This window comes from Alteromonas sp. AWQ4_252 (assembly GCF_056158205.1).
In genome coordinates this window covers 1,211,301-1,233,239 of sequence record NZ_JBSWSV010000001.1, presented here as the reverse complement: position 1 = coordinate 1,233,239, position 21,939 = coordinate 1,211,301, and the positions used below count along the sequence as shown (strand labels likewise).

The window sequence follows — 21,939 nt, the reverse complement described above, 5'->3', positions numbered from 1 at the left end:
AATACCAAAGGAAGGCGGGAATCCGCCTCTTTTAAATAACAAACCCCTCTCATTTAGGAGGGGTTTGTCGTTTTTAAAATCTATCTACGGTTCTACGTGTTTTCATTATTTCGCAAACCGCTTTTAAGCCACAAATAACGTCCTCAGCTATGGGTTTTCGAACTGGTGTTCGTTCGAATCACTAACACAAATTAAACGAAAGCAACCACGAAGAAGTATAAACCTCCAGGCAACCTTCTTTTAAATGCACTTACCGCAGCGATACAGCTTTCCAACAAGGATTAAAAACCACATGGCGCAAGTAAGTAATTTTGATGAAATCTATGGGTTTCTCAACGACAAGTTTTCCGACGAAACTGAGTACCTGCAAGCAGTTCATGAAGTTCTCGAAGATATCATTCCAATTTACAATGCGAACAAAGACTATAAAGCGTTTGATATCGTAAGACGGATTTGCCTGCCAGAACGCGTTATTTACTTTACTGTGTCATGGATGAATGGCAATGGTGATATTGAAGTTAACCAAGGTTGGCGAGTACAACACAATTCTTCCATGGGCCCCTACAAGGGCGGCTTGCGTTTCCACCCCACGGTTAATTTGTCGGTTCTGAAGTTTTTGGCCTTTGAACAGTGCTTTAAAAATGCCCTCACCGGTCTGCCGATGGGAGGAGGTAAAGGTGGTTCTGACTTCAACCCTAAAGGGCGTTCAAACCGTGACATCATGTTGTTCTGTCAAGCGTTCATGCGAGAGTTACAGCGCCACATAGGCGCAAACACTGACGTTCCGGCAGGTGACATCAATGTGGGCGCGAGAGAAATTGGCTACCTCTATGGAGAATACCGCAGACTCAACAATAAATTCGAAGGTGTTTTAACCGGTAAGGGCTTAGAATTTGGTGGTAGCTATGTGCGTACTGAGGCAACTGGCTTTGGCCTCGTCTACTTTTTAGACGCAGTTTGCAAACACAAAGGAACGCAAATAGACAGCAAAACTATCGCCGTCTCAGGCGCTGGAAATGTTGCACTTCATGCCGCCCTTAAAGCAGCAGAGAAAGGCGGCAAAGTTATTTCGCTTTCTAATAGCCGAGGGCTTCTTTATTGCAAAGAAGGTTTAACTGACACTGTGCTTAACTGGGCAATTGAACATTACGCAGCAAGTGACAACATCCTCACTGATATGGCCGACAAGCACTACGGTACCTGGCTTGCGGACAAAACCCCCTGGCATTTACCTTGTGATATTGCGCTGCCATGCGCAACGCAAAACGAGTTGCGTGAAAGCGATGCCAAAGCATTACTGGAAAATGGCTGTGACACGGTGTTAGAGGGCGCCAATATGCCTTGCACCAATAAAGCACAATCACACTTTTTACAGGCCAGGATAACTTATGTACCTGGTAAAGCGTCCAATGCTGGCGGTGTTGCGTTGTCAGGGTTAGAAATGAGTCAAAATGCCATGTTTAATCAGCGTGACGCCAGTGCGCTGGATGAACAACTCTATTCCATCATGGACAGCATACATCAGCGGTGTGTCATTGAGGGTAAAACTGACAGTGGCTACATTAATTATATGAAAGGAGCAAACATTGCTGGTTTTAGGCGTCTTGCCGACGCTATGGTCGCTCAAGGTGTTTAGCACCGCTCAGTGCCACGTCGGACAATGTGCGTAAGCTCAGGGCCTTGACTGGTTAAATAAGCTCGGCTTTCAGGGCTTTTACTCGTGTTCTGCCGACGGGAAGTTGTTCGCCATTTTTTAACCACAACCAGTATTTACTACCAACATCGGTACTGATTTTTTCACAGTTTTGCAGCGGTACTAAGTAAGAGCGATGGACGCGAAAGAAGTCCTTTGGGAGCAGTTGATTCAGCTTTTCAATGTTCTTGTCGTGGAGCAAAGCACGGTTATCATGGGTGATTATTTCACTGTAGTGACCGGCGGCTTTAATGAAAGCAATATCTTCAATAGGCAATAATTCTATTACACCATGCTTGCGATAGGTTAAAAACCGACATCCCTGTTGAGACGTTTTTTGTTCTGCGCGGGCAATTGCCGTTGCCACTCTTTCCAGGGTGAAAGGTTTGGCAACAAAATCGAGTATACCCAGTTCAAACGCTTCTATGGCTCTATCGGTATTAGCTGATACCACAATGGTATGAAAGCTTTGCGTTAATTGATTTTTTAATAACTCAAAGCCGTCTAGCCCACCTAAATTAAGATCTAAAAACAGTAGATCCACAGTATGGTTAACCAGGTGATCCCTGGCGTCGTCAACACTGTGAAAGTGATGAAGTCTGGTGGGCGTATCTGCGGTAATTTGTTGAATAAAACGCATCAGGCGCTTTGCTACCATTACCTCATCTTCCACAATTACCCAATGTTGCATGTGGCACCTTTTTCAATCATTGGAAACGAAAGCGTCACCGTTATTGCCTCTGTGCTCCGGCTCTCTTGCATATCCCAATCATGGTTAAAAATCTCTTTAAATCGAGACTGAATGTATTTATTGCCAATACCGGTTTGTAACCCACTTGCGCCTTGATAAGGAGATAAGGGTATTTGCATCATCAATATGTGCTTGTCGCCTCTTATGCTCTGGGTCAGATGGAATCCAAATGCGCCCTCGCGATAGCGGTTGTGTGAAATGGCGTTCTCTAACACGGTAAGCAAAATACCTGGGGGTAACAATGCTTGTGGTTTGCTTATCTGCTGGCTTAACTGAAAGTCGACGCAGGCTCTATAACCCATAATAGTAAGATGGCTTTGGCATAGCGCAATCTCATTTTCAAGAGCAATGAGTGGCTGCTGTGAAAGCTTGGTGAGTAATCGAAATTCATTGGCGAGGGCTTGAATAAAATTGACGGCTGTTTTGGGGTTCTCTTCAATCCACTCTTCAATGGCAGTAAGCGTATTCATAATAAAGTGGGGTTGCAGGTTTCGCTTTAACAATTCCAGTTCCATGCGACTGGCATTTAGCTGGCTTTGCAGTAGCGCTTGTCGCTCCGTACGAATTGAATTTAAGGTTAAATATAAAATGAATACGTTTAAAACAGAGAAAGAGATAAAGAAAAACGTATCCATGTAAGAATAAGTATTACTTAACACCGGCGAGATAAACACCAGTAATGCACAAAGCAATTTTCCGCTGTGTGCCCGTTTTTGTACAAGGCCTTGCATGCAGATAAGTCCGCAAATACCGACACTGGATACAAAGACCAGCAGACTGCGATCATCATACCCAGATAATGTGAGCAACCAATATCCTTGAATGCCAAGTACCAGGCTTAACCAACCTAACTTCCACGAAGATGAAAGCTTAACAACGCAGGCAATAAAGGCAACGAACAGTATACCCAAACAGCATGAAAGTCCTAACACCAGCTCTAACCGTGGCAGGTGCCAATCGTAGGTGTAGCCAAAAATACCACGAGCCGATTCAGTGATAATGAGTAACATGGTGGCACTACACAGTAACCCAAACAGCAAATATTGCACTTCACGCCAGGCTGATGCAAAAAGCATAAAGCAATACACCGCCAATAATCCAAGCGCACTTAACATCAACAGTGATGGTAACGCGCGTTTGATCGACATGGAGATCAAGGTTGTGTAGTCACCAACAAAGGCAAAGAAGCCGCCATATTGGACTTCAGAAGGATGATGATGGCTCGACAAGTATAAGCTCAACGTGTTCTGCCCAATGACGACAGCATCTTTGTTGATAAGCAGCACCTTGTCGATATCGCCTATGACTTCGTCTTCTTTGGTAAGTGCAGGCTTGCCGTTACTCCCAATATACTCGCCATTCCAATACGCATCGAATGAGCCCATTACCGAAACGAAGACGCCTGTGGGATTTGGTGAAGGCTCATCAATGGTAAAATCTATCTGAACCCATATGGGTGTATCGAAGTGAGCTATGCCTCGAAATGTTGAGCTCTGCCAATTTGAGCGTTCTGATGGGCGAGAGCTAAAATCCTGTTGGTGATCTTCAGACCAATAATAAGTGTCTGTGAATATGATGTTTTCATCGACCTCATTTGCTCTATTCGATTGAAACATCGCTGTGCCAGTCACAACCAGAGCTGCTATTGCGCTAAACAATAAGAAGTATATGAGCGTGCTGGTTCTGGCTTTCATTAATCAGTGGGCAAGGTTAGGTCGAGTTAATGCAAGTATAACAAGAGTCTATAAGCTTATTTGAGCAGTTGGTAGGGCTTATCGAGCAGTTGGTGCAGAATATGATCTGACACACTGTGAACTCAATAACATAGATGCCTCATTACCTACCCACGAGGCGATTGATATGTATAAACCTTGTTTACCCGTTCTTGTTTTAAGTGTGTTATTTAACCTAACGCCCCCTTCTCACGTGGTCGCCAAAACCATGTCAGAGCAGCACATCACTGAGCAGCAGTTGGGAATCAATTATCACGAACTGCTTAATAAACATAAACTCACTGGCGTGAGTGTAGCCATTGTCGATAATTATCAAATAGTGGCGCGCCATGTAGCCGGCGAAAAGAGTGTTGACAGTGGTGAGCTCATTGATGCCGAAACCGCTTTTTCTACAGCCTCAATGTCTAAGCCGGTCACTGCGACTATTGCAGCGATGTTGGCCGAAAAAGGTGTTATCGACTGGGATATGCCCGTTAATCACTATCTTACCCGGTGGAAATTAGCGGAAAATGACTTTACCAAAGAGCGCCCGGTTACCATCCGCGATTTATTGACCCACACTGCGGGCACAAGTCAAAGTGGTTATGCTGATTTTTACCAGGGTGATGACAACATACCTACGTTAATGGACACCTTAAACGGAAAAAATTTACCCCGTTACGACAAGCCAGTGCATGTTCAAGCTCCAGTGGGGAAAAAGTGGGATTACAGTGGCGGTGGTTATGTAGTGGTGCAAGCGGCTATCGAAGATACAACCCGGAAAACTTTGCAGCAACTCGCCCAAACCATGCTGTTTGACCCTTTGAACATGACTCACACTACTATGTATCAACCAAATAGCCCTGAGTTTCTTACTAATGTTGCCAAGGTACATGACGACGATCAGCAGGTCATAAAAGCCGGGTTGCCTATTTGCCCACAAATCGCGCCCTCGGGCATGTGGTCGACACCTTCAGACTTAGCCAATTTTCTGATTGATTATCAGATGGCGTTAGCGGGTAAACCCACTCGCGTAATTTCACCTAAGGTGGCGGCTATGACCACTCAAATTCACACCCTCAGTACCGTAAATGGAATGAGTGCCGGTTGGTTTAGAGGTGACGCTGACGGTAATCTGGATTGGTTTTCACATGGTGGCTCAAATACGGGCACAGGAGGAGAGATGAGAGCGACGATGGAAGGCGGCCGGGCGCTTGTGATTTTAGGGAATGGTGGTAACGGGGCGCGTATGCCTGTGATCGACACCATCAGGAAAACGACTATTGAGCAATTAGGCTGGTCGCAATCACTGCCTTTAGAGCCGGATAACTCGCCTTTACCACAAGCGCTAATATCTCAGTGGGTAGGAGAATACAAGCAACCCTTTGCGTTTTTGAAGGAGCCAGCCGTTGTGACAGCAGAAGGTGGAAAGCTATACATTTCAGGCATGATGATAATGGCTCAACGACCCGAAAAATATGCGCTTATTTATGTCGGTGACGGTAAGTTTACGATTGATGAAATGGCCGGTGAGCTTTCATTGAAGGTTAACCCGGATGATAAACGCACTTATTTGGTAAGGACCAGAGCAGGCACAAACCTTTCTGATTATAGCATGTTGAAACTCTAGTTTTGCAGTTATGCCCTTTACAGGAGTGGCCGCTTAAGCGCCACTCCTGTTCTTCCCCCGATAAAGTGAGAGCCTGGTGCTGGTAAAGACGATAAGATAACTTCACTCTATTAAAAATAATAAGTAAATTAACAGGCGATTTTTCATATGTTTGAAGAGTTTGTTTCTTTTTATCTGAACAACGAATACAACTTCGCCGCAACACAATTAGCCCTGGCAATGCTGGGGATGGGCGCAACCTTACGTGTGGCTGATTTCGTTAGGATAGTGAAATATCCCTATTCATTTTACCTTGGTTTAACTGCGCAAATAGTCGGTGTTGTACTTGTTGTATTCGCCTTTATTGGTAGTTTGAATATGGCGACGGGTATTGTCATAGGTCTTGCACTTTGCGCCGCCGTTCCAGGCGGAACAACATCAAACATATTTACCCACTTGGCCCGCGGTAACACTGCACTTTCGGTTTCGTTAACTACCATTTGCAGTATCGCGTGCCTGTTAACAGCACCTCTAATTCTAGGCTTGTTCTTGTCGGCAGACTTACCTGATGATTTCACAATGCCCACTGGCATAATAGCCAGAGACATCATCATCAACCTGTTGTTGCCTCTGGCTGTGGGTATGGTCATTCTGAATAAACGTCCTTCGTCTGCTTCGTTGCTTTCTGTTTGGTCAATTCGAATATCTCTGTTCATCATTGCCGCAATTGTTGTCGGTGCGGCTGGAGCAGGTCGGCTCGATCTGCAGGCATTCGGTATGCACAACGTGATAATCATTGCCGGCTTCAGCGCCGCGCTGTTGGTGATGTCTGTTGTGATTGGCTATCTAAACAAAAGACCTGGCGAGGACATCATTGCCATCGCGATGGAAGTGACTGTGAGAAATATAAATCTTGGGCTGTTGATGCACGTGGCGTTGTTTTCATCGGGAAGTTACTCCCCGCAAGTCGCAAACCAAGCACTGCTGGCAATGTTGCTCTACGGCGGGTTACAAATGCTGATGTGTATCCCCATCATTTTTACTGGTCGCTGGTTAGCTCGTTAACGTGTCCACCAGCGACAGGGACTTTATTACATCGAAACCTTGCCGGTTAATATGTCTTTGTACATCACCCAATCACCCATAAGACTGTAAAGTGGATGCTTAAAAGTCGCTGGTCTATTGTGCTCGTAAAAAAAGTGACCGCCCCATGCGAAACCATAGCCGGCAAGAGGAACAAACCACAACGCTGTCCACGCTTGCGTCGCCATAGCGTACCCTATGATTGCCAGTACCAGGGTTGAACCTATGAAGTGTAAGCGTCGACAAATTTGATTGCTGTGCTCTTCAAGATAATAGGGGTAAAAGTCTGCGAACGACTTAAAAGCCTTCATATATTCGCCTCGTTGCGTTTACGCCATATTAACAATTAGAATATGGGAATAACAAGTTCAACAACATTGTCCAAAGGTTTGTCCAATTTATATTTCACTCACCAAACTCAAACCATGTTAAACAACGTTGACAGCCTGCTTATTCAGGCTTGGAGCGACTGATTGCACATGCTTTCAGCCACTATTTACCCAAGATAAGTATGACTTTGCAAAGATGAAAGAGGTCCGGGACAACTGGGTATCTGAAGGTTACGCGCCAGCGCTGACTTACAAGACCGCCAATATGGCTCGAGCAGCTTTATCTGATAAAAAATCTGTCGCTGCGGCCGAAATAGCCGAATGTTAATTGAACAATTTCCAACCTGGAAGTCTTACCCTTACTGTTTACCCAATGTTCGATTTATGCAAACGAAAAATTCAATTAACAATCCAACCGCCAAATGATATCGTTAACAAAAAATTGAACTCATATTGATAAAAAGAAGGGTTTGTAAATATGAATACGTCTGGTTTGTTTTCGGTAGAAGGTAAAACGGTATTTATCACAGGTGCTAGCCGAGGAATTGGGCAATCCCTTGCATTAGGCTTTGCCGATGCTGGTGCTTTTGTTATTTGCGCCAGCTCCAAAGAGGGCGGTTGTAATGAAACAGTAGCAGCTATCCAAAAAAATGGTGGAACGGCATCATCAACATTTTTCGATTTAAGTAATGCAACTAACATAGCCACAGCGGTTAACCTTACGCTAGAAAAACATGATGTTGATATAGTTATCAATAACGGAGGTATCATCTCTCGTTATCCAGCTCAAGAGTATCCAATCCAGGAATTTCAAAAAGTGATCGATGTAAACCTCAATGCTACATTCCTTATTTGTCAAATATTTGGACGTGAAATGCTCAAACGTCAACAAGGAAAGATCATCAATATAGCTTCAATGTTGTCTTATACCGGAGGTTTAGGTGTTCCCGCTTATACTTCGAGTAAACATGCTGTAGCGGGCTTAACAAAAGCATTAGCCAACGAGTGGGCGGAGAAAAATATTCAGGTAAATGCGATAGCTCCCGGGTATTTCGCCACCGATAACACTGAGGCATTAAGGGAAAACGCTAAAAGAAACGCTGAAATACAGAAACGCATACCATGTGGAAAATGGGGCCAACCAAATCAGCTTGTTGGGGCTGCACTTTTTCTGGCTAGTCCGGCAAGTGATTATGTGAACGGCCACATTCTTGCCGTAGACGGTGGATGGTTGGCCAGGTAACTTATTTGGCTTGCCCAACAGCCTGGTTTACAAGTAAAAAACTGGCTATCGCCACTTCTTCATATCAACGAGATTCTGACAAATCAGCAGTAGTGGAAGGCCATATCGAATTATTTTCAAGGCGGAAAGACCACCATAAAAGTCTACCCGCGTTACCCCCCAAATCCAATAAAGGCTATAAGGTATATTTATAGTCTTTAGTGATAAATTAATTTTTCCTGAGCCCCATCATGGTTAATTTTTTGTAAAAAAATATTGCACCCTCAAATTGTTATCGTTATCATAGAATTGTTAACCAATGGCGCTAACGACATAAAAGTGTCTTTGGTGAGCAAATGCTTTTAAGGTTGGATATGAAACGAAAGAAATTTTTTAAATGTTCTGCTGCTGTTGGACTGACTAATAGTTCCACGCCAACATTGGTCTCTACCTATTCCCAAGAGCCGACTATACCAGCTCATCCATTGGCTATTTTTAACTTCCATTCAGGCGATGGCTATATCCAAAATGTGTAACTATCACGATTACTCACAGCCGGACGAGGACAATATGAGGGAAGAGTTATGCTGCAGAATTCTCTAGCACAACGCAGAGCATTTTTAAAAATGCTGGCAGCCGGAGCAATGGGTGGAACAACGCTATCGTTAGTGAGTGCCTGTGATAACTATCTACAAAACCCTGCGGTAGCGAAAAAACTTATTGACGGAGGTCTCTACTCAGCGCCGTTAGAAAGTGTCAAACTATTGCCCTCTCCCTTTTTGACGGCCAGCCTGACAAACCTCAGTTACATCAAAAAGCTAGATATGGATCGATTGCTAGCTAGATACCGCAGTAACGCTGGCCTTGAGCCTTTGGCCGAAAACTATCCAGGATGGGAAGCAGATGCACTTGCCGGACATACCTTAGGTCACTACCTGTCCGCTATTTCAATGTTATGGTCCCAGTTAAAAGACCACGAATTGCTTACTCGAGCTGAATATATCATAGACCAATTAATGGAGTGTCAGATCCAACATGGAGATGGTTATGTAGCGGCTCTGGGACGATGGACGGGCGGAAAGTTAGCCGTTAACGGGAAACCTCTATTTCACGAAATAAAACGCGGCACTATCAACGTCAAATATGGAACACTGAACGGCGGTTGGGCTCCATTCTATGTACTCGATAAAGAAATCAGCGGATTGTTGGATGTATACATTCACATGGGCTATGAATCGGCATTAAGTATCGCACTAGGTCTTGGGAAGTTTATTGAAAACACCTTATCAGGATTAACTGATGAAGAGTTACAGGAAGTATTAAGTTGTGAATTTGGTGGAATTCAAGGCTCATTAGCTCGGCTCGCTGTTGCTGCAAATGAGCCGACCATAATGGTATTGTCACGCCGTATGAACCATAAAGCTGTGACCGTCCCGATATCGAAAGGTAACGACATATTAAATAATCACCACAGTAATACCGAAATACCAAAATTTGTTTCCGCGGCCCTTATTGGCAGAATTGATAACGATCCAAATGCAACTTTAATCGGTCAACAGGCGTGGACAATGATTACTTCCTCTCGCACGTACGCGAATGGAGGCAATGGGGACCAAGAGTGGTTTAGGGAAAAATCTCGGCTGTCAGATTATATTACCGATCAGAACTGTGAACATTGCAGCACCTACAACATGCTCAAACTCACCCGAGAACTGTTCATAAAAACACCTGAATCTACTTACTTTGATTACTTTGAAAACGCCCACCTAAACCACATTATGGCAGCTCAACATCCGAAGGATGGAGGGTTTGCCTACATGACGCCATTAATGGCTGGCGCAAAACGTGTTTGGTCAAAAGTTGATGAAGATTTCTGGTGTTGTGTCGGTACGGGTATGGAATCACATGCAAAACATGCAGAATCGATTTTTTGGCTTGATGATGCGAAACCCAATCAAGTGTATGTCAATCTTTTCATCCCTGCAGAAATGTCATGGCAAGGCATCGGTAAGCTAACCATGCTAACGGACTATCCGGTCACAGGAAATATAACTATTGGGCTCGATTGCTATCAACCACAGCAAACCGTAATAATGGCAGTTCGCTCCCCTGCTTGGTCTTCTCAAATTTCTGCTACGTTTAACGGCGCTCCGGTGAAAAGTAAAATAGATAAAGGTTACATGTGGCTGGAACTTCACTGTCGTGGCAACGACCAGCTTAACATTAACCTCGATCTACCAGTTCGGAAAGAAACCATTGCTGATAATGGCAATTTTCACGCCTTTTACCATGGCCCATTATTGCTGGCGGCGGACATGGGAAAAGAAGGCCCTGTATTACCAGAATATCAATGGCCAGCGCTCGTACATAACGATAATGAAAAGGTCAAATTATCTGCCCTCCCAGCAGTGACGCACTACATCACAAACGCTAACGATTCACTCACTCTAAAACCATACAACGAACTCGCAAGTAATCGCACATCGGTATATTTCCCATTGTTCAATCAATCACAATGGAAGGAAGAATCTCTGCGGCGTAGAAGACTTACTGAAGAAGAGCGTGTCAAACAAGCTAGTACCATCGACAAAGTATTAGTTGGGGAACCCGTCTCTGAGGAAGCTCACAAAATACAAGAATATCGCACTGAACCAACGCCCTACAGAGGGAATTATGGCAGGCGTATAAAACCAAATGGCTACCTTACCTACACCTTTTCACCACATATCGCTCCCCTGGCTGTATATATCACGTTTTGGGGAGAGGCAACTCGCGGACATTTGGAAGTTCGTATAGACAACAAAATTATAGGGCAACAAAAACTCGAAGGAAATTACCCCGGACGCTTCTTCGAAGCGGAATTCGTTATTCCTTCAACTCTTATACAAATGAAATCTTTCGCACTAACCTTGTTTACGATGCCAGAAACCAGGGCACCTTCTGTCTATGGAATTCGTCTCGCACCGCCAAGCAATATGCAACACGCGATGACCTGAGCTCATTGCGAATAGAAAAAAGCCGACTGACTATCAACTTTAAAGGAATTCAATAAATGTGGCGTACACTAAAACAAAAGTTTATATCGATAACCGTTACAATAACCGCCCTTTTGTTCATAACCTCTTATCAAACTCAGGCTAATGATGAACTGACACAACGCACAATTGCGTCGCCAAATGAACAAATACAACTATCTGTCACATTTTCGGTCAGTGATAGCGGCGAGACAGCATTAACCTACAGTATCAATAAGGGAGAAAAAAATGCGGTGCTGCCCTCGCAGCTGGCATTAGAACTGGATAACCACCTGTCTGAGTGGGCACTGGCTATTAAAGACACGCCCCAAGCACCTTGGATGAAAAACCTTGCGCTAGTAGATATAACCCAAGACAGTCATCGTGGGCAATGGACCCCTGTGTATGGCGAACGAAATACAATCAGCGATAACTACAACCAATTAACATTTTCATTTATCCAACAGAATAATCCTAATTATCCGATGACCGTAGAAGCCAGGGTCTACGATGAAGGCGTCGCATTTCGCTATCATTTTCCAGACAATCCCACTGGTATCTATTACCGCATAATTGAAGATGAAACACAGTTTACCCTGCCTTCCGGCACCGAAGCCTGGCATACTCCATGGGCTCAAGGAATCGCTAAAAAGCGTCCGCTAAATGGCTGGGAGGTAGACAGCGAACGCCCGTTAACGCTTGAATTATCAAACGGCTTATATGTTAGCCTGGCAGAAGCAGGCGTCGTGGATTTTGTGCGCACAAAATTTACATTAGACGGGAATAAGGCTGATACCATCGCTATGAATCTTCATCATCCAGTAGACATAATCACTGGAACCAGTACGCCATGGCGAGTAGTAATGGTTGCGGATTCAGCAGCTGAATTACTGCAAAACAACGACATACTGCTAAATTTGAATGCCCCACACTCTCTTGAGAATACCGACTGGATTAAACCAGGCAAGATTGTACGAGACATGACACTGACTGAAGAAGGTGCTCTGGAATGGATCGATTTTGCTGCCGAGCACAACCTGCAGTACATTTTGTTTGACTGGAAGTGGTATGGTCCCTCCTTCACGTTTGACTCGGACGCAAGTACGGTTTCAATCGACCTTGACTTACCCAAAGTAATTGCATACGGAAAGTCAAAAGGTGTTGGTGTTTGGCTGTATGTCAACCAACAGGCTTTGCTGGCACAAGACGAGGATATTTTCCCACTGTACAAGGAGTGGGGAATTGCCGGTGTTAAATACGGTTTTGTGCAGGTGGGCTCCAGACGCTGGACAACATGGTTACACGACTCAATTCAACGCGCTGCTGACAATGAGTTAATGGTTAATATACATGATGAATTTCGGCTTACAGGAGAACAGCGTACCTGGCCTAACATTGTTACCGTAGAAGGTATTCGCGGAAACGAAGAAATGCCGGATGCAAACAACAACACCACCTTACCGTTTACTCGTGGTTTGGCTGGAATGGGCGACTATACTATTTGCTACTATGACGACCGTATCAAAACCACACACGCCCACCAGCTAGCATTATCGGTTGTTATGTATAGTCCTTTGCAAACCCTTTTCTGGTATGACAGTGCCCGGGATTATGAGCAAGAACCCGAAATTGAGTTTTTTTCAGATGTACCAACCGTTTGGGATGATACAAAAATTCTTGCTGGTGAAATAGGTGAATTTATTACTACCGCCAGGCGTCGCAACGACGATTGGTTTGTTGGCACTATTACTAACAATGATAAACGTGATGTAACAATTCCACTCGACTTCCTAAGCCCCGACCAGACTTATACGGCCACGATTTACACTGATGACAAATCGGTCAACACCCGTACTGAAGTAGCAATTGAACATCGCAATGTAACTAAGAACGATGTGCTCTCATTCTCGCTACAGCCATCTGGTGGTGCAGCAATCAAACTCACTCCTATGTAAAAATTTGAAAAATATAGCAAATAGGCTCTTTTAATTATGGCGTTTGTGCTACAGACAAGCTAAGCGCCATAAATAGGTTTGTGAATCAGGGGATACCGGTGAAGTTACAATAACTGACTTGTCATCTATAACACTCAATAGAGATTAAAGAGCGCGTTAGTAGTATAGTAACCACCAATGTTATCGTTAAAGTAGTTATCATCACGAGAGAGTTAAAATTGGACAACAAAAAAAAGATTAACAAGCAAACTCCAACTTTACACGACGTAGCTGCGTATGCGGGTGTTTCATCAATGACAGTTTCCCGCGTAGTTAATAGTTCAGCACCAGTAAGTGCAAAGATGCGTAAACGCATTGAGGACGCAATTCGTGACCTCAACTACATACCAAACTTAGCTGCTCGCGCCGCTAGAAGTGGCGTGCAACGAATAGGTGTTATCTTCAGTAATCCGAATTCATCTAATCTTGGTAATTTCTTAATGGGCGCATTTGGCGCAGCATCGACGTTAGGGTGCGAGGTACTTATAGAACCTCTACCTGCACATCCTTCTCCACTTGCTGCTGTACAGAGATTAATAGACAAGGGGGTAAGTGGAATTATCTTACCTCCCCCAATATGTGACTCAATTGAAGCTCATCAATTAGCAAGAAAGAACGGCGTTATCGTTCTCAGTTTCGCATCTGGAAGTCCCAAACTACATTCTCCCGCCGTGTTAATAGACGATTTTGCTGGTGCAAGCGCTATGACACACTACCTTGTAAAACTAGGCCACAAAAAAATAGCTTTTATCAAAGGTGATCCAACACACTCACCTGCTATAAGTCGCTATGAAGGCTTTTTAGTCGCAATGGCTGAAGCAGGACTTGATGTCGAAGACAACTTTGTCAAAGACGGAGACTTTAGTTATAAGAGCGGCCTGGATATCGCCAAGCAATTACTCGACGCTCCGGAGGAGCAAAGACCAACTGCAATATTTGCAGCAAACGATGATATGGCTTCCGCGGTACTTGCGGTCGCTCACGGATTAAAACTAAATGTACCTGAGGACATTAGCGTAGCAGGGTTTGATGATACCGCAATAGCATCTGCAGTTTGGCCACAATTAACCACAATCCACCAACCAATTAAAAGCATGGCAGCCAGAGCAGTACAATTATTAGACAAGGCAATAAAGGGCGACAAGACTGGTAAGGCAAGTAAAACCGAATCTGCCGTCAACCACTACGTGGCTCCTTTCGAACTAAAAGTACGTGGGTCCACGAGTTAATGAACGTGATATCGTTAACTTCTACATTAGCTTCCTGAATATAACAAGTTGCTCCATATGAGCTATCTTAAGCGATAATTTTCGATTCCTCTGGCAAAACTTAACTTATTTCGCCGATCATGAACTATCTCTCTGCCCTCTGTTGATATCGATAACATTTAATGATAATGTTACCTTAATGTAAATGAAGAGGTTTATACATTCCGAGATGTATGTCCTCATTCAATGTTTTTCAGTGAGTTACTAGGAGTCTGCGTGACAGCAATATCATCAGTTTCTGTCGAGGGGTTAAGTAATAATAGTGACACTCGACGCGCATACATTACTTTAAGCGTATACACTTTTGCTTACTTCGCAGCCCAGGCAATGAGCATCTCGCTACTATCCAACTGGCTAAAGACAACCTTAGGGCTAAGTGGCGAAGCAACAGGTATTATTTTTTCGGCTAATTTCGTGGTTGCGCTCATTTCACAACCTTTGTATGGATACATTTCTGACAAAATAGGTCTTAAACGTAGCATCCTGTTTTTCATAGCAATAATGGTTTCTCTGTGTGGGCCATTCTTCTATTTTGTCTACGAACCAACTATAAAAGCCAACATAATGTTAGGTGCAGTTTTAGGAGGCGCGTATTTAGGCGTTACCTTTATCGCGGGTTCATTTGCCCTTGAGTCTTACATAGATCGTGTAGGCCGGAAATATCAGTTTGAATATAGCCGGGTACGCTTATGGGGGTCATTGGGATTTGCGTTTGCAGCGTACTATTCCGGCACACTCTTTAACATCAATCCAAATATCAACTTTTTCATAGCATCAGCTACCGCCCTAGTTCTGTTTCCTGCGCTGATGTTTTTGAAAGTAGAGTCCAATAGCGCAGAATCACATGACTCTTCTAGTTTGCAGGTAAAAGACGCCCTTGCCTTGCTTAAACAAGCTAATTTCTGGCGATTTATGGTGCTAATCTTGGGAGTGACAAACCTGTATTTGGTGTACGACCAACAATTCCCAGTCTACTACGCTATGCAGTTTGCAAGCGAAGCTGAAGGTAGGGAAATGTTCGGACGCCTTAACTCCGCTCAGATTTTTGTCGAAGCCGGAATGCTATTTGTTGCACCGTTTATCATAAACTGGACAGGTATCAAAAAAGGGCTATTGCTGGCTGCAGGGATCATGATTATAAGAATTACTCTATCAGGAGTTGTTGAAGGGCCAATTGCAATATCACTTGTAAAAATGCTTCATTCTTTCGAGTTGCCCATCCTGGTTGTGTCAATTTTCCGCTATATCAGCGCGCATTTCGAACTCAGGTTAGCTTCTACTATCTATTTAGTCGGCGTAAGTTTCGGACACTCTATCGGACTAGCGATACTATCAAAACCAATTGGTAAATCTTATGACCTAATTGGCTTCCAAGATACTTACCTCATTATTGGCGCAGTGGCAGCAATTTTCTGGCTTTGTTCACTGTTCGCGCTGAGTCCAGATCCTAAACCTTCGCATTCTATTAGCCGTACAGAGAACATATGATGTCACGATTTCGAGAGAATTCAGCCGCTGTAGCGCAATCAGCGACACGCGTTGCCATCGAGAACAAAACGCGTTTCACCAACCTAAACGGGTTATCCAGGGAGTTACTGCAGCAGGCAACACAAAAAGCTTTGAAACAAATTAGCTGCAATATCAATTATTTCGGTGAACAATACCCTGAACCGTCTTCCACCGAACAGTGTTACCGGTTGATTGACAATAACGAATGGACAAGTGGGTTCTGGAGTGGGCAGCTCTGGCTCGCCTACACATTAAGTAGCGAAGATGTTTATTTGAAAGCAGGTGCTGCACAACTCACCTCTTATACCCATCGCATTAACAATAAAATAGCTGTTAATCACCACGATTTAGGCTTTTTATATTCACTTTCTGCCGTTGCACAGTATAAACAAACAGGTTGCGAAGATGCCCGTCATACGGCAATTAAAGCCGCAGATTGTCTTTTGCAACGATATCTTCCGGTTGCGGGTATTATTCAGGCATGGGGAAACCTGAAGGACCCAGATGAAGCAGGCAGAATGATCATGGATTGCAATCTAAATTTGCCACTGCTGTATTGGGCAACTGAAGAGACAGGAAACCTAAAGTATCGAGAAGCCGCTAATCAACACGTCAGGCAAGCTATGAGATATTTGGTCCGTGAAGACGCATCAAGTTTCCATACATACTTTATGGATATACATAGCGGTGCAGCATTACGAGGGGCCACTCATCAGGGCTTTTCTGACGACTCTTGTTGGGCCCGTGGACAGGCATGGGGAATTTGCGGGTTTCCCCTCGTCTACCGATACTACCCTGCTCCGGCATTACTTGAACAATCAGCTCGAATGGCTAACTACTTCCTTAACCGTCTACCAGAGGATTTGGTTTGCTATTGGGATCTGATATTTACAGAAGGTGCGCAGCCTAAAGATTCATCGTCAGCCGCCATTGCCGTATGTGGATTACTTGATCTGGCTAAATATCTCCCCTTGCAAGACCCGGACAGAACGACTTATCAGACAGCTGCACAAGCAATAATGACGTCACTCATTAAATTTTATACACCCGAGACAATATCTCCGGGACAAGGACTGATTAGCCACGGAGTGTATCACATTCCTAATAATGTGGGGGTGGACGAGTTCTGTACCTGGGGAGATTACTTCTACCTGGAAGCATTGACTCGAATTCAACACATTTGGGAGCCCTACTGGTGATAAAGTTGGGTATTGATTTTGACGGCGCGATGATCGAAGCCGTAGCTATAGATAATAACGGAGAGTTATTAATTCGAGAGCGCGAAAACACGCCTGAAAAGTATAGCGACGCTTTAGAATCAATTGCGAAAATGGTGACAAAAATCGAAACTGAGCTCGGCTCATCCTGCACCGTAGGCATTGGTATCCGAGGGTCAATGTGCGTGAGAGCGAGTACGATAAGAAACTCAAATATCCCTTATTTAAACGGAAAACCTTTCCACCGAGATATTGAACAAACCCTTAGACGGCCCGTAAAGATAGCAAAACATGCCAACTGTTTCGCATTATCAGAAGCTTACAATGGCGCAGCGGCCAATGCTGACATTATGTGTGGAATAACCCTGGGAACTGGATGTGGCGGAGGTTTGGTCATCAACGGAAAATTAATAGAGGGTTTTAACCACATCGCAGCGGAGTGGGGACACAATCCCTTACCGTGGGCTAGTTTTGAAGAATCGAACCAACCTGCGTGTTACTGCGGACAAAAAAGTTGTATAGAGCAATGGATTAGCGGGGCTGCGCTAAGTCGTTGTTATGAGAGCCGCACAAAGCAAAGCAAAACAGGGGCAGAAATTGCCGAGCTGGCTCGACAAGGAGAATCAGCGGCAGTATTTGAATTATCAGCGTTAACTGAACGGCTGGGAAGATCTATTGCACACATATGCAACGTGATTGATCCTGAGATCATTGTGGTGGGAGGGGAGCTTTCAGGTATCAACTCCCTCTATCAGCATTTACCTGAAGTTGTTCAAAAATATGTATTTTGTGACCATTGGCAAGGACGTATTTTACCTCCACGCTGGGGAGACACATCAGTGGTACGGGGCGCTGCACGGCTATGGGATTAATAAATCTACAGTATCGTTTTACAGAGGCGATACACAAAATTAGCTTAAATGGTAAAAAGCGTTTTGATTTTGACACTACATTTATGCTTATAGCCCGTGATTTTGTTGCGGGGTGGCACACTAATCGACCTATTGGTTAAAGATGTAAACTGTCTAATTTTTTAGCCCTCTTATGTTCGATGCCGCAGTCGTCATTGACCTTTCTTCGAACGTGAGCCAATAAGTTGAAACTTATTATATTCCAAACAAATCCGAAAGGTTTCACAAGTAACGCCCACGGCCAAGGTTACAGGTCCCACATCAGTTAGACCTATCGTAATTTAATCCTTGAAAGGGAACATAAAATGGTAACGTTATCACAAAAAAATTAAATAAGTACTAGTTTTGGTTATATCTGGAACAATTCCAACAAAAGAAACAAAATAAAAACACCTACGACAACACCGCATAAGTAATTGTATTAAATACTTTTAACCACCCATATTCAGAAAGACATTTCACTTTCGCATATACAAATCAAAAAAAAGTACAAAATAAACACAAAACAGTTGAAAAAAATTGTGATATCGATATCATTTAATTACTGCGTAACTTTTTATTAACTTAAAAATAACTCAATAACGCTGAGATACGAGAGAATAACAATATGAACACTAAACTAAGATATTTGGTTATAGCTATAGCGACGTCAATGTCTGGATCGCTATGGGCACAACAGACTCAGGACGCGGCCGAAGAATCAGCAGAAATAATTGAAGTCCGAGGCATAAGAGGTAGCTTGGTTAACTCTGCTCGCCTGAAAGAATCCTCAAGTGAAATTGTCGACACGATTACCGCTGAGGATGTGGGTAAATTACCAGACCCCAATGTCGCAGAAACCTTGACGCGCATTCCTGGAGTACAAGGGTACAGGTACGGTGGCGAAGGCGCTTCGCCTGTTGGTAATGGTAGTGGTCTCACTGTACGCGGGCTATCCGGTCAAACAGCTTCTCGCCTGGATGGACGTGCATACTTCACAGCGGGACAGCGGGAATTCAATATTGAAAGTGCAATTCCCGGTATGATTTCAGGCATAGAAGTATATAAAAACCCATCAGCCAAACACATTGAAGGGGCTATAGGCGGCCTTGTAGATTTACATACTCGACGCCCTTTTGACATGCAGCGAGAGGTGATCAGCGTATCGGCAGGAATGCGTTACAACGATTTCGCTGGCTCCACAACCCCAGATCTTTTTGGTCTGTATTCGAACAATTGGGACCTTGAGAATGGTGGGAAGATTGGCTTTTTGTTTGCCGGCAACATTCAGGAAACCCACAATCGTTCAGACTCTACTCCTGCTAACCGAGGTGCGTCATTACGTCGGGCTATTCGTGCAGATGACACTGATTACCTGGCTAGGGGCGGTGACTCTAACTATGCAGGACGCACCGACATATGGCATTTAGCCGACCCCATATCCACTGATTCAGCCCCTGATTTAATGACAGTGATAGGGCAGAATGCTCACGTTTTTGAAGAAGATATTTATCGTGAACGTCAAGGCTACAACGCAGCGTTTCAATGGGCTCCAAATCGCGACTTTATGACTTATATCGAGGGTAATTATAACCGTTATGAGTATAATCAGGAATACCGATTCATGATTATGAACGATAGCCGCACGGTGCAAAATCTACAAACAACTGATTATGACCTCACTGCTGATTTGGTGACTCGTGGAGGTTCTAGCAGTGACGTACTAGCAACCGAAGCCTTACTAAGCGGCACGTTTTTAGATTCAGGTTTCTTCACCCTTGGAGGCAATGAAGATCGCCCTTACGAGACCTATTTGGTTGCTACGGGGTTTGAATGGACAATTAACGATTCCCTGCAAATGGATTTGGATTTGTCATACGTAAATTCAGAGCAAACGCAAGATAATCGAAATGTGCGAATGAATACTTCTGAGGGATTAACTTGGGATGTATATCGTGAATTAACGGGTGATGTTCACGATATCGCTATAACAGGCCCTGACTTAACTGACCCTGCCAACTATGTATTTGAAAGCTATAGCAATGGCACACATCGAGTCAATGAAGACAACGGTATCGCTTTACAGACTGACTTTAGTTATTTTCTTGACGGCGGTTTCTTCAAAGAAATTCAGTTTGGAGCCCGTTATGCGACCCAGGAAGCTGAAGTCAGAAATTACAATTTCGGCGGTAAGTATTTGACAACAGACGGTCAAGTATTGGCCAGCGATTTCAGCAATGCTATTACTGCTTCGAACATGCCAGGTTTAATACAAAATGCTCCCACCGACTGGGTACGCAATGACACAATGTTTGATGGAGGATATGTCACTTTCAGGCCATCAGCATTACCCGGAAATACTGTACAAGAAAATTTTTCCAATGCTGGTATTCCTAGCCAAAACAATTTACCTGAAAATATCCTAACCCGCCGCTATGCAGAAGAAGATACGTTGGCGGCCTATGTCATGGGTGATTTTTCAGCGATGGATGATCGAATTCGCGGTAATATTGGCGTGAGAGTGGTCAATGCCGATACAACGACACGCGCTTGGGTCACTGATACCAGCACAGGTTCAGCTCAGACTGTTGCTATCGACGCTAATAGCTCAACCACTGACGTGCTGCCGAGTTTAAATGTCATAGGTGAATTGGACGATGGTCTTTTATTGCGTTTTGGTTATTCAAAAGGTATTACGCGCCCAGACCTGGGATCACTTAGTCCAACAGTGACAGTCGAGACGGTCAGCGGAACAGGTTCAGCCGGGAACCCGAATTTGAAGCCCTTGAAAGCAGACAGCTATGACATTTCATTGGAGAAATATTTCGGCGACGCCAACTACGTTTCGATGGCTGTTTTTAACAAAGAAATAGATGGTTTTATCAACACAATCGGATCCTGTGAAACGGTGGCAACTGCGCCAGCATACAATGGTGGAGTCGATAACTCGTGTTCAAACGGTCAGTATTTTATTGAACGTGAAGTCAATGCGGAAAGCGGGAGTGCTCGTGGTGTGGAGCTAGCAGCTCAGACTTTTTTTGATATCTTTGACGAGAGCTTAAAAGATTTCGGAGTTTCAGCATCCTACACTTATGTCACGACCGAGAACCCTGTGGAGATTAATGGTGAGATAGTCGATACCCCGCAAGCTTTTCAATCAGACAATAGCTTTAGTATTGCTGGTTTATATGAAAGCGAAGGGCTATCTGCAAGAGTCGTGTACACCTACCGCTCAGATTTCATTCTTTTTGGTGTTACTGATGCGCCAATTAATGGACGCTATGTAAAAGGGTATGGCATTGTAGATGCCTCACTAAACTACGATATCAATGATACATACACACTTAGTCTGACGGCTTCAAACCTTACTGATGAAGCTCCTTCTCGCTATGTAGGCGAGCCTGGTGCGGGAACGACAGATTTCTTAAACCAGTATTATGTTAACGGACGAAACTTTGGTCTGACAATAAGGGCAAACTTCGGTGGATAATTAGCCGCCGCCCACCGTATATCCAAGGTGCCCCAAACGGGCACCTCTTCTAAATACATACAAATTAACACGCTACTGACAAATTCGCCCTAAAAGATAGTATGTGTCAACTATTGAACATACTGCATGTCTTTTACCCCTTAAATTACGGGAGACTG

General features: G+C 44.1%; 14 protein-coding genes. 11 read left to right on the top strand and 3 right to left on the bottom strand.

Annotated features, from left to right (window positions below):
- Window positions 1-292: 292 nt before the first annotated feature.
- A complete protein-coding gene (gene gdhA / locus ACXACM_RS05365) occupies window positions 293-1,636 on the top strand; it encodes an NADP-specific glutamate dehydrogenase (RefSeq protein ID WP_474820308.1) in 1,344 nt (447 codons plus the stop codon).
- A 52-nt stretch (window positions 1,637-1,688) separates the two neighbouring features.
- On the opposite strand, the gene ACXACM_RS05360 is transcribed toward gdhA, so the two are convergent.
- A complete protein-coding gene (locus ACXACM_RS05360; RefSeq protein ID WP_474820307.1) occupies window positions 1,689-2,384 on the bottom strand; it encodes a LytR/AlgR family response regulator transcription factor in 696 nt (231 codons plus the stop codon).
- Window positions 2,369-4,060, bottom strand: coding sequence for a sensor histidine kinase (locus ACXACM_RS05355; RefSeq protein ID WP_474820306.1), 1,692 nt, complete (start codon window positions 4,058-4,060; stop codon window positions 2,369-2,371). The genes ACXACM_RS05360 and ACXACM_RS05355 overlap by 16 nt, the downstream gene beginning before the upstream one ends.
- Window positions 4,061-4,304: 244 nt before the next feature.
- Between ACXACM_RS05355 and ACXACM_RS05350 the strand changes: the two genes are divergently transcribed.
- Together ACXACM_RS05350 and ACXACM_RS05345 are read left to right on the top strand one after the other, a co-directional pair.
- Window positions 4,305-5,786, top strand: coding sequence for a serine hydrolase domain-containing protein (locus tag ACXACM_RS05350; RefSeq protein WP_474820304.1), 1,482 nt, complete (start codon window positions 4,305-4,307; stop codon window positions 5,784-5,786).
- Window positions 5,787-5,933: 147 nt separating this feature from the next.
- Window positions 5,934-6,830 carry a bile acid:sodium symporter family protein gene (locus ACXACM_RS05345; RefSeq protein ID WP_474820303.1) on the top strand — a complete coding sequence of 299 codons (897 nt, stop codon included), beginning with the start codon at window positions 5,934-5,936 and terminating at the stop codon, window positions 6,828-6,830.
- Window positions 6,831-6,856: 26 nt separating this feature from the next.
- On the opposite strand, the gene ACXACM_RS05340 is transcribed toward ACXACM_RS05345, so the two are convergent.
- The gene (locus tag ACXACM_RS05340; RefSeq protein WP_474820302.1) at window positions 6,857-7,159 is read right to left on the bottom strand and encodes an Mpo1-like protein; all 303 of its coding nucleotides are present in this window, start codon (window positions 7,157-7,159) and stop codon (window positions 6,857-6,859) included.
- Between the two features lie 496 nt (window positions 7,160-7,655).
- On the opposite strand from ACXACM_RS05340, the gene ACXACM_RS05335 reads away from it, so the two are divergent.
- The 8 genes from ACXACM_RS05335 to ACXACM_RS05300 all read left to right on the top strand — a co-directional run bounded on the left by ACXACM_RS05335 (window position 7,656) and on the right by ACXACM_RS05300 (window position 21,781).
- The gene (locus tag ACXACM_RS05335) at window positions 7,656-8,420 is read left to right on the top strand and encodes an SDR family oxidoreductase (protein ID WP_474820300.1); all 765 of its coding nucleotides are present in this window, start codon (window positions 7,656-7,658) and stop codon (window positions 8,418-8,420) included.
- A 563-nt stretch (window positions 8,421-8,983) separates the two neighbouring features.
- Complete coding sequence (locus ACXACM_RS05330; RefSeq protein ID WP_474820298.1) at window positions 8,984-11,395, top strand: beta-L-arabinofuranosidase domain-containing protein; 2,412 nt, start codon at window positions 8,984-8,986, stop codon at window positions 11,393-11,395.
- A gap of 56 nt (window positions 11,396-11,451) precedes the next feature.
- Window positions 11,452-13,368: a glycoside hydrolase family 97 protein gene (locus ACXACM_RS05325; protein WP_474820296.1), complete on the top strand. Its 1,917-nt coding sequence runs from the start codon at window positions 11,452-11,454 to the stop codon at window positions 13,366-13,368.
- A 218-nt stretch (window positions 13,369-13,586) separates the two neighbouring features.
- A complete protein-coding gene (locus ACXACM_RS05320; protein WP_474820294.1) occupies window positions 13,587-14,636 on the top strand; it encodes a LacI family DNA-binding transcriptional regulator in 1,050 nt (349 codons plus the stop codon).
- Between the two features lie 255 nt (window positions 14,637-14,891).
- On the top strand, window positions 14,892-16,163 hold the full coding sequence (locus ACXACM_RS05315; RefSeq protein WP_474820293.1) for an oligosaccharide MFS transporter: 1,272 nt from the start codon (window positions 14,892-14,894) through the stop codon (window positions 16,161-16,163).
- Complete coding sequence (locus tag ACXACM_RS05310) at window positions 16,160-17,383, top strand: glycoside hydrolase family 88 protein (protein WP_474820291.1); 1,224 nt, start codon at window positions 16,160-16,162, stop codon at window positions 17,381-17,383. Before ACXACM_RS05315 ends, ACXACM_RS05310 begins: the two co-directional genes overlap by 4 nt.
- Window positions 17,380-18,273, top strand: coding sequence for an ROK family protein (locus ACXACM_RS05305; RefSeq protein WP_474820290.1), 894 nt, complete (start codon window positions 17,380-17,382; stop codon window positions 18,271-18,273). Before ACXACM_RS05310 ends, ACXACM_RS05305 begins: the two co-directional genes overlap by 4 nt.
- A gap of 646 nt (window positions 18,274-18,919) precedes the next feature.
- Window positions 18,920-21,781, top strand: coding sequence for a TonB-dependent receptor (locus ACXACM_RS05300; protein WP_474820289.1), 2,862 nt, complete (start codon window positions 18,920-18,922; stop codon window positions 21,779-21,781).
- Window positions 21,782-21,939: the final 158 nt, after the last annotated feature.

What these genes read in the sequence shown, in the direction of transcription:
- ACXACM_RS05300 (WP_474820289.1), top strand. Translation starts at nt 18,920, where the DNA reads ATGAACACTAAACTAAGATATTTGGTTATAGCTATAGCGACGTCAATG.
- ACXACM_RS05340 (WP_474820302.1), bottom strand. Translation starts at nt 7,159, where the DNA reads ATGAAGGCTTTTAAGTCGTTCGCAGACTTTTACCCCTATTATCTTGAA.
- ACXACM_RS05325 (WP_474820296.1), top strand. Translation starts at nt 11,452, where the DNA reads ATGTGGCGTACACTAAAACAAAAGTTTATATCGATAACCGTTACAATA.
- ACXACM_RS05360 (WP_474820307.1), bottom strand. Translation starts at nt 2,384, where the DNA reads ATGCAACATTGGGTAATTGTGGAAGATGAGGTAATGGTAGCAAAGCGC.
- ACXACM_RS05310 (WP_474820291.1), top strand. Translation starts at nt 16,160, where the DNA reads ATGATGTCACGATTTCGAGAGAATTCAGCCGCTGTAGCGCAATCAGCG.
- ACXACM_RS05355 (WP_474820306.1), bottom strand. Translation starts at nt 4,060, where the DNA reads ATGTTTCAATCGAATAGAGCAAATGAGGTCGATGAAAACATCATATTC.
- ACXACM_RS05330 (WP_474820298.1), top strand. Translation starts at nt 8,984, where the DNA reads ATGCTGCAGAATTCTCTAGCACAACGCAGAGCATTTTTAAAAATGCTG.
- ACXACM_RS05350 (WP_474820304.1), top strand. Translation starts at nt 4,305, where the DNA reads ATGTATAAACCTTGTTTACCCGTTCTTGTTTTAAGTGTGTTATTTAAC.
- ACXACM_RS05345 (WP_474820303.1), top strand. Translation starts at nt 5,934, where the DNA reads ATGTTTGAAGAGTTTGTTTCTTTTTATCTGAACAACGAATACAACTTC.
- ACXACM_RS05335 (WP_474820300.1), top strand. Translation starts at nt 7,656, where the DNA reads ATGAATACGTCTGGTTTGTTTTCGGTAGAAGGTAAAACGGTATTTATC.
- gdhA (WP_474820308.1), top strand. Translation starts at nt 293, where the DNA reads ATGGCGCAAGTAAGTAATTTTGATGAAATCTATGGGTTTCTCAACGAC.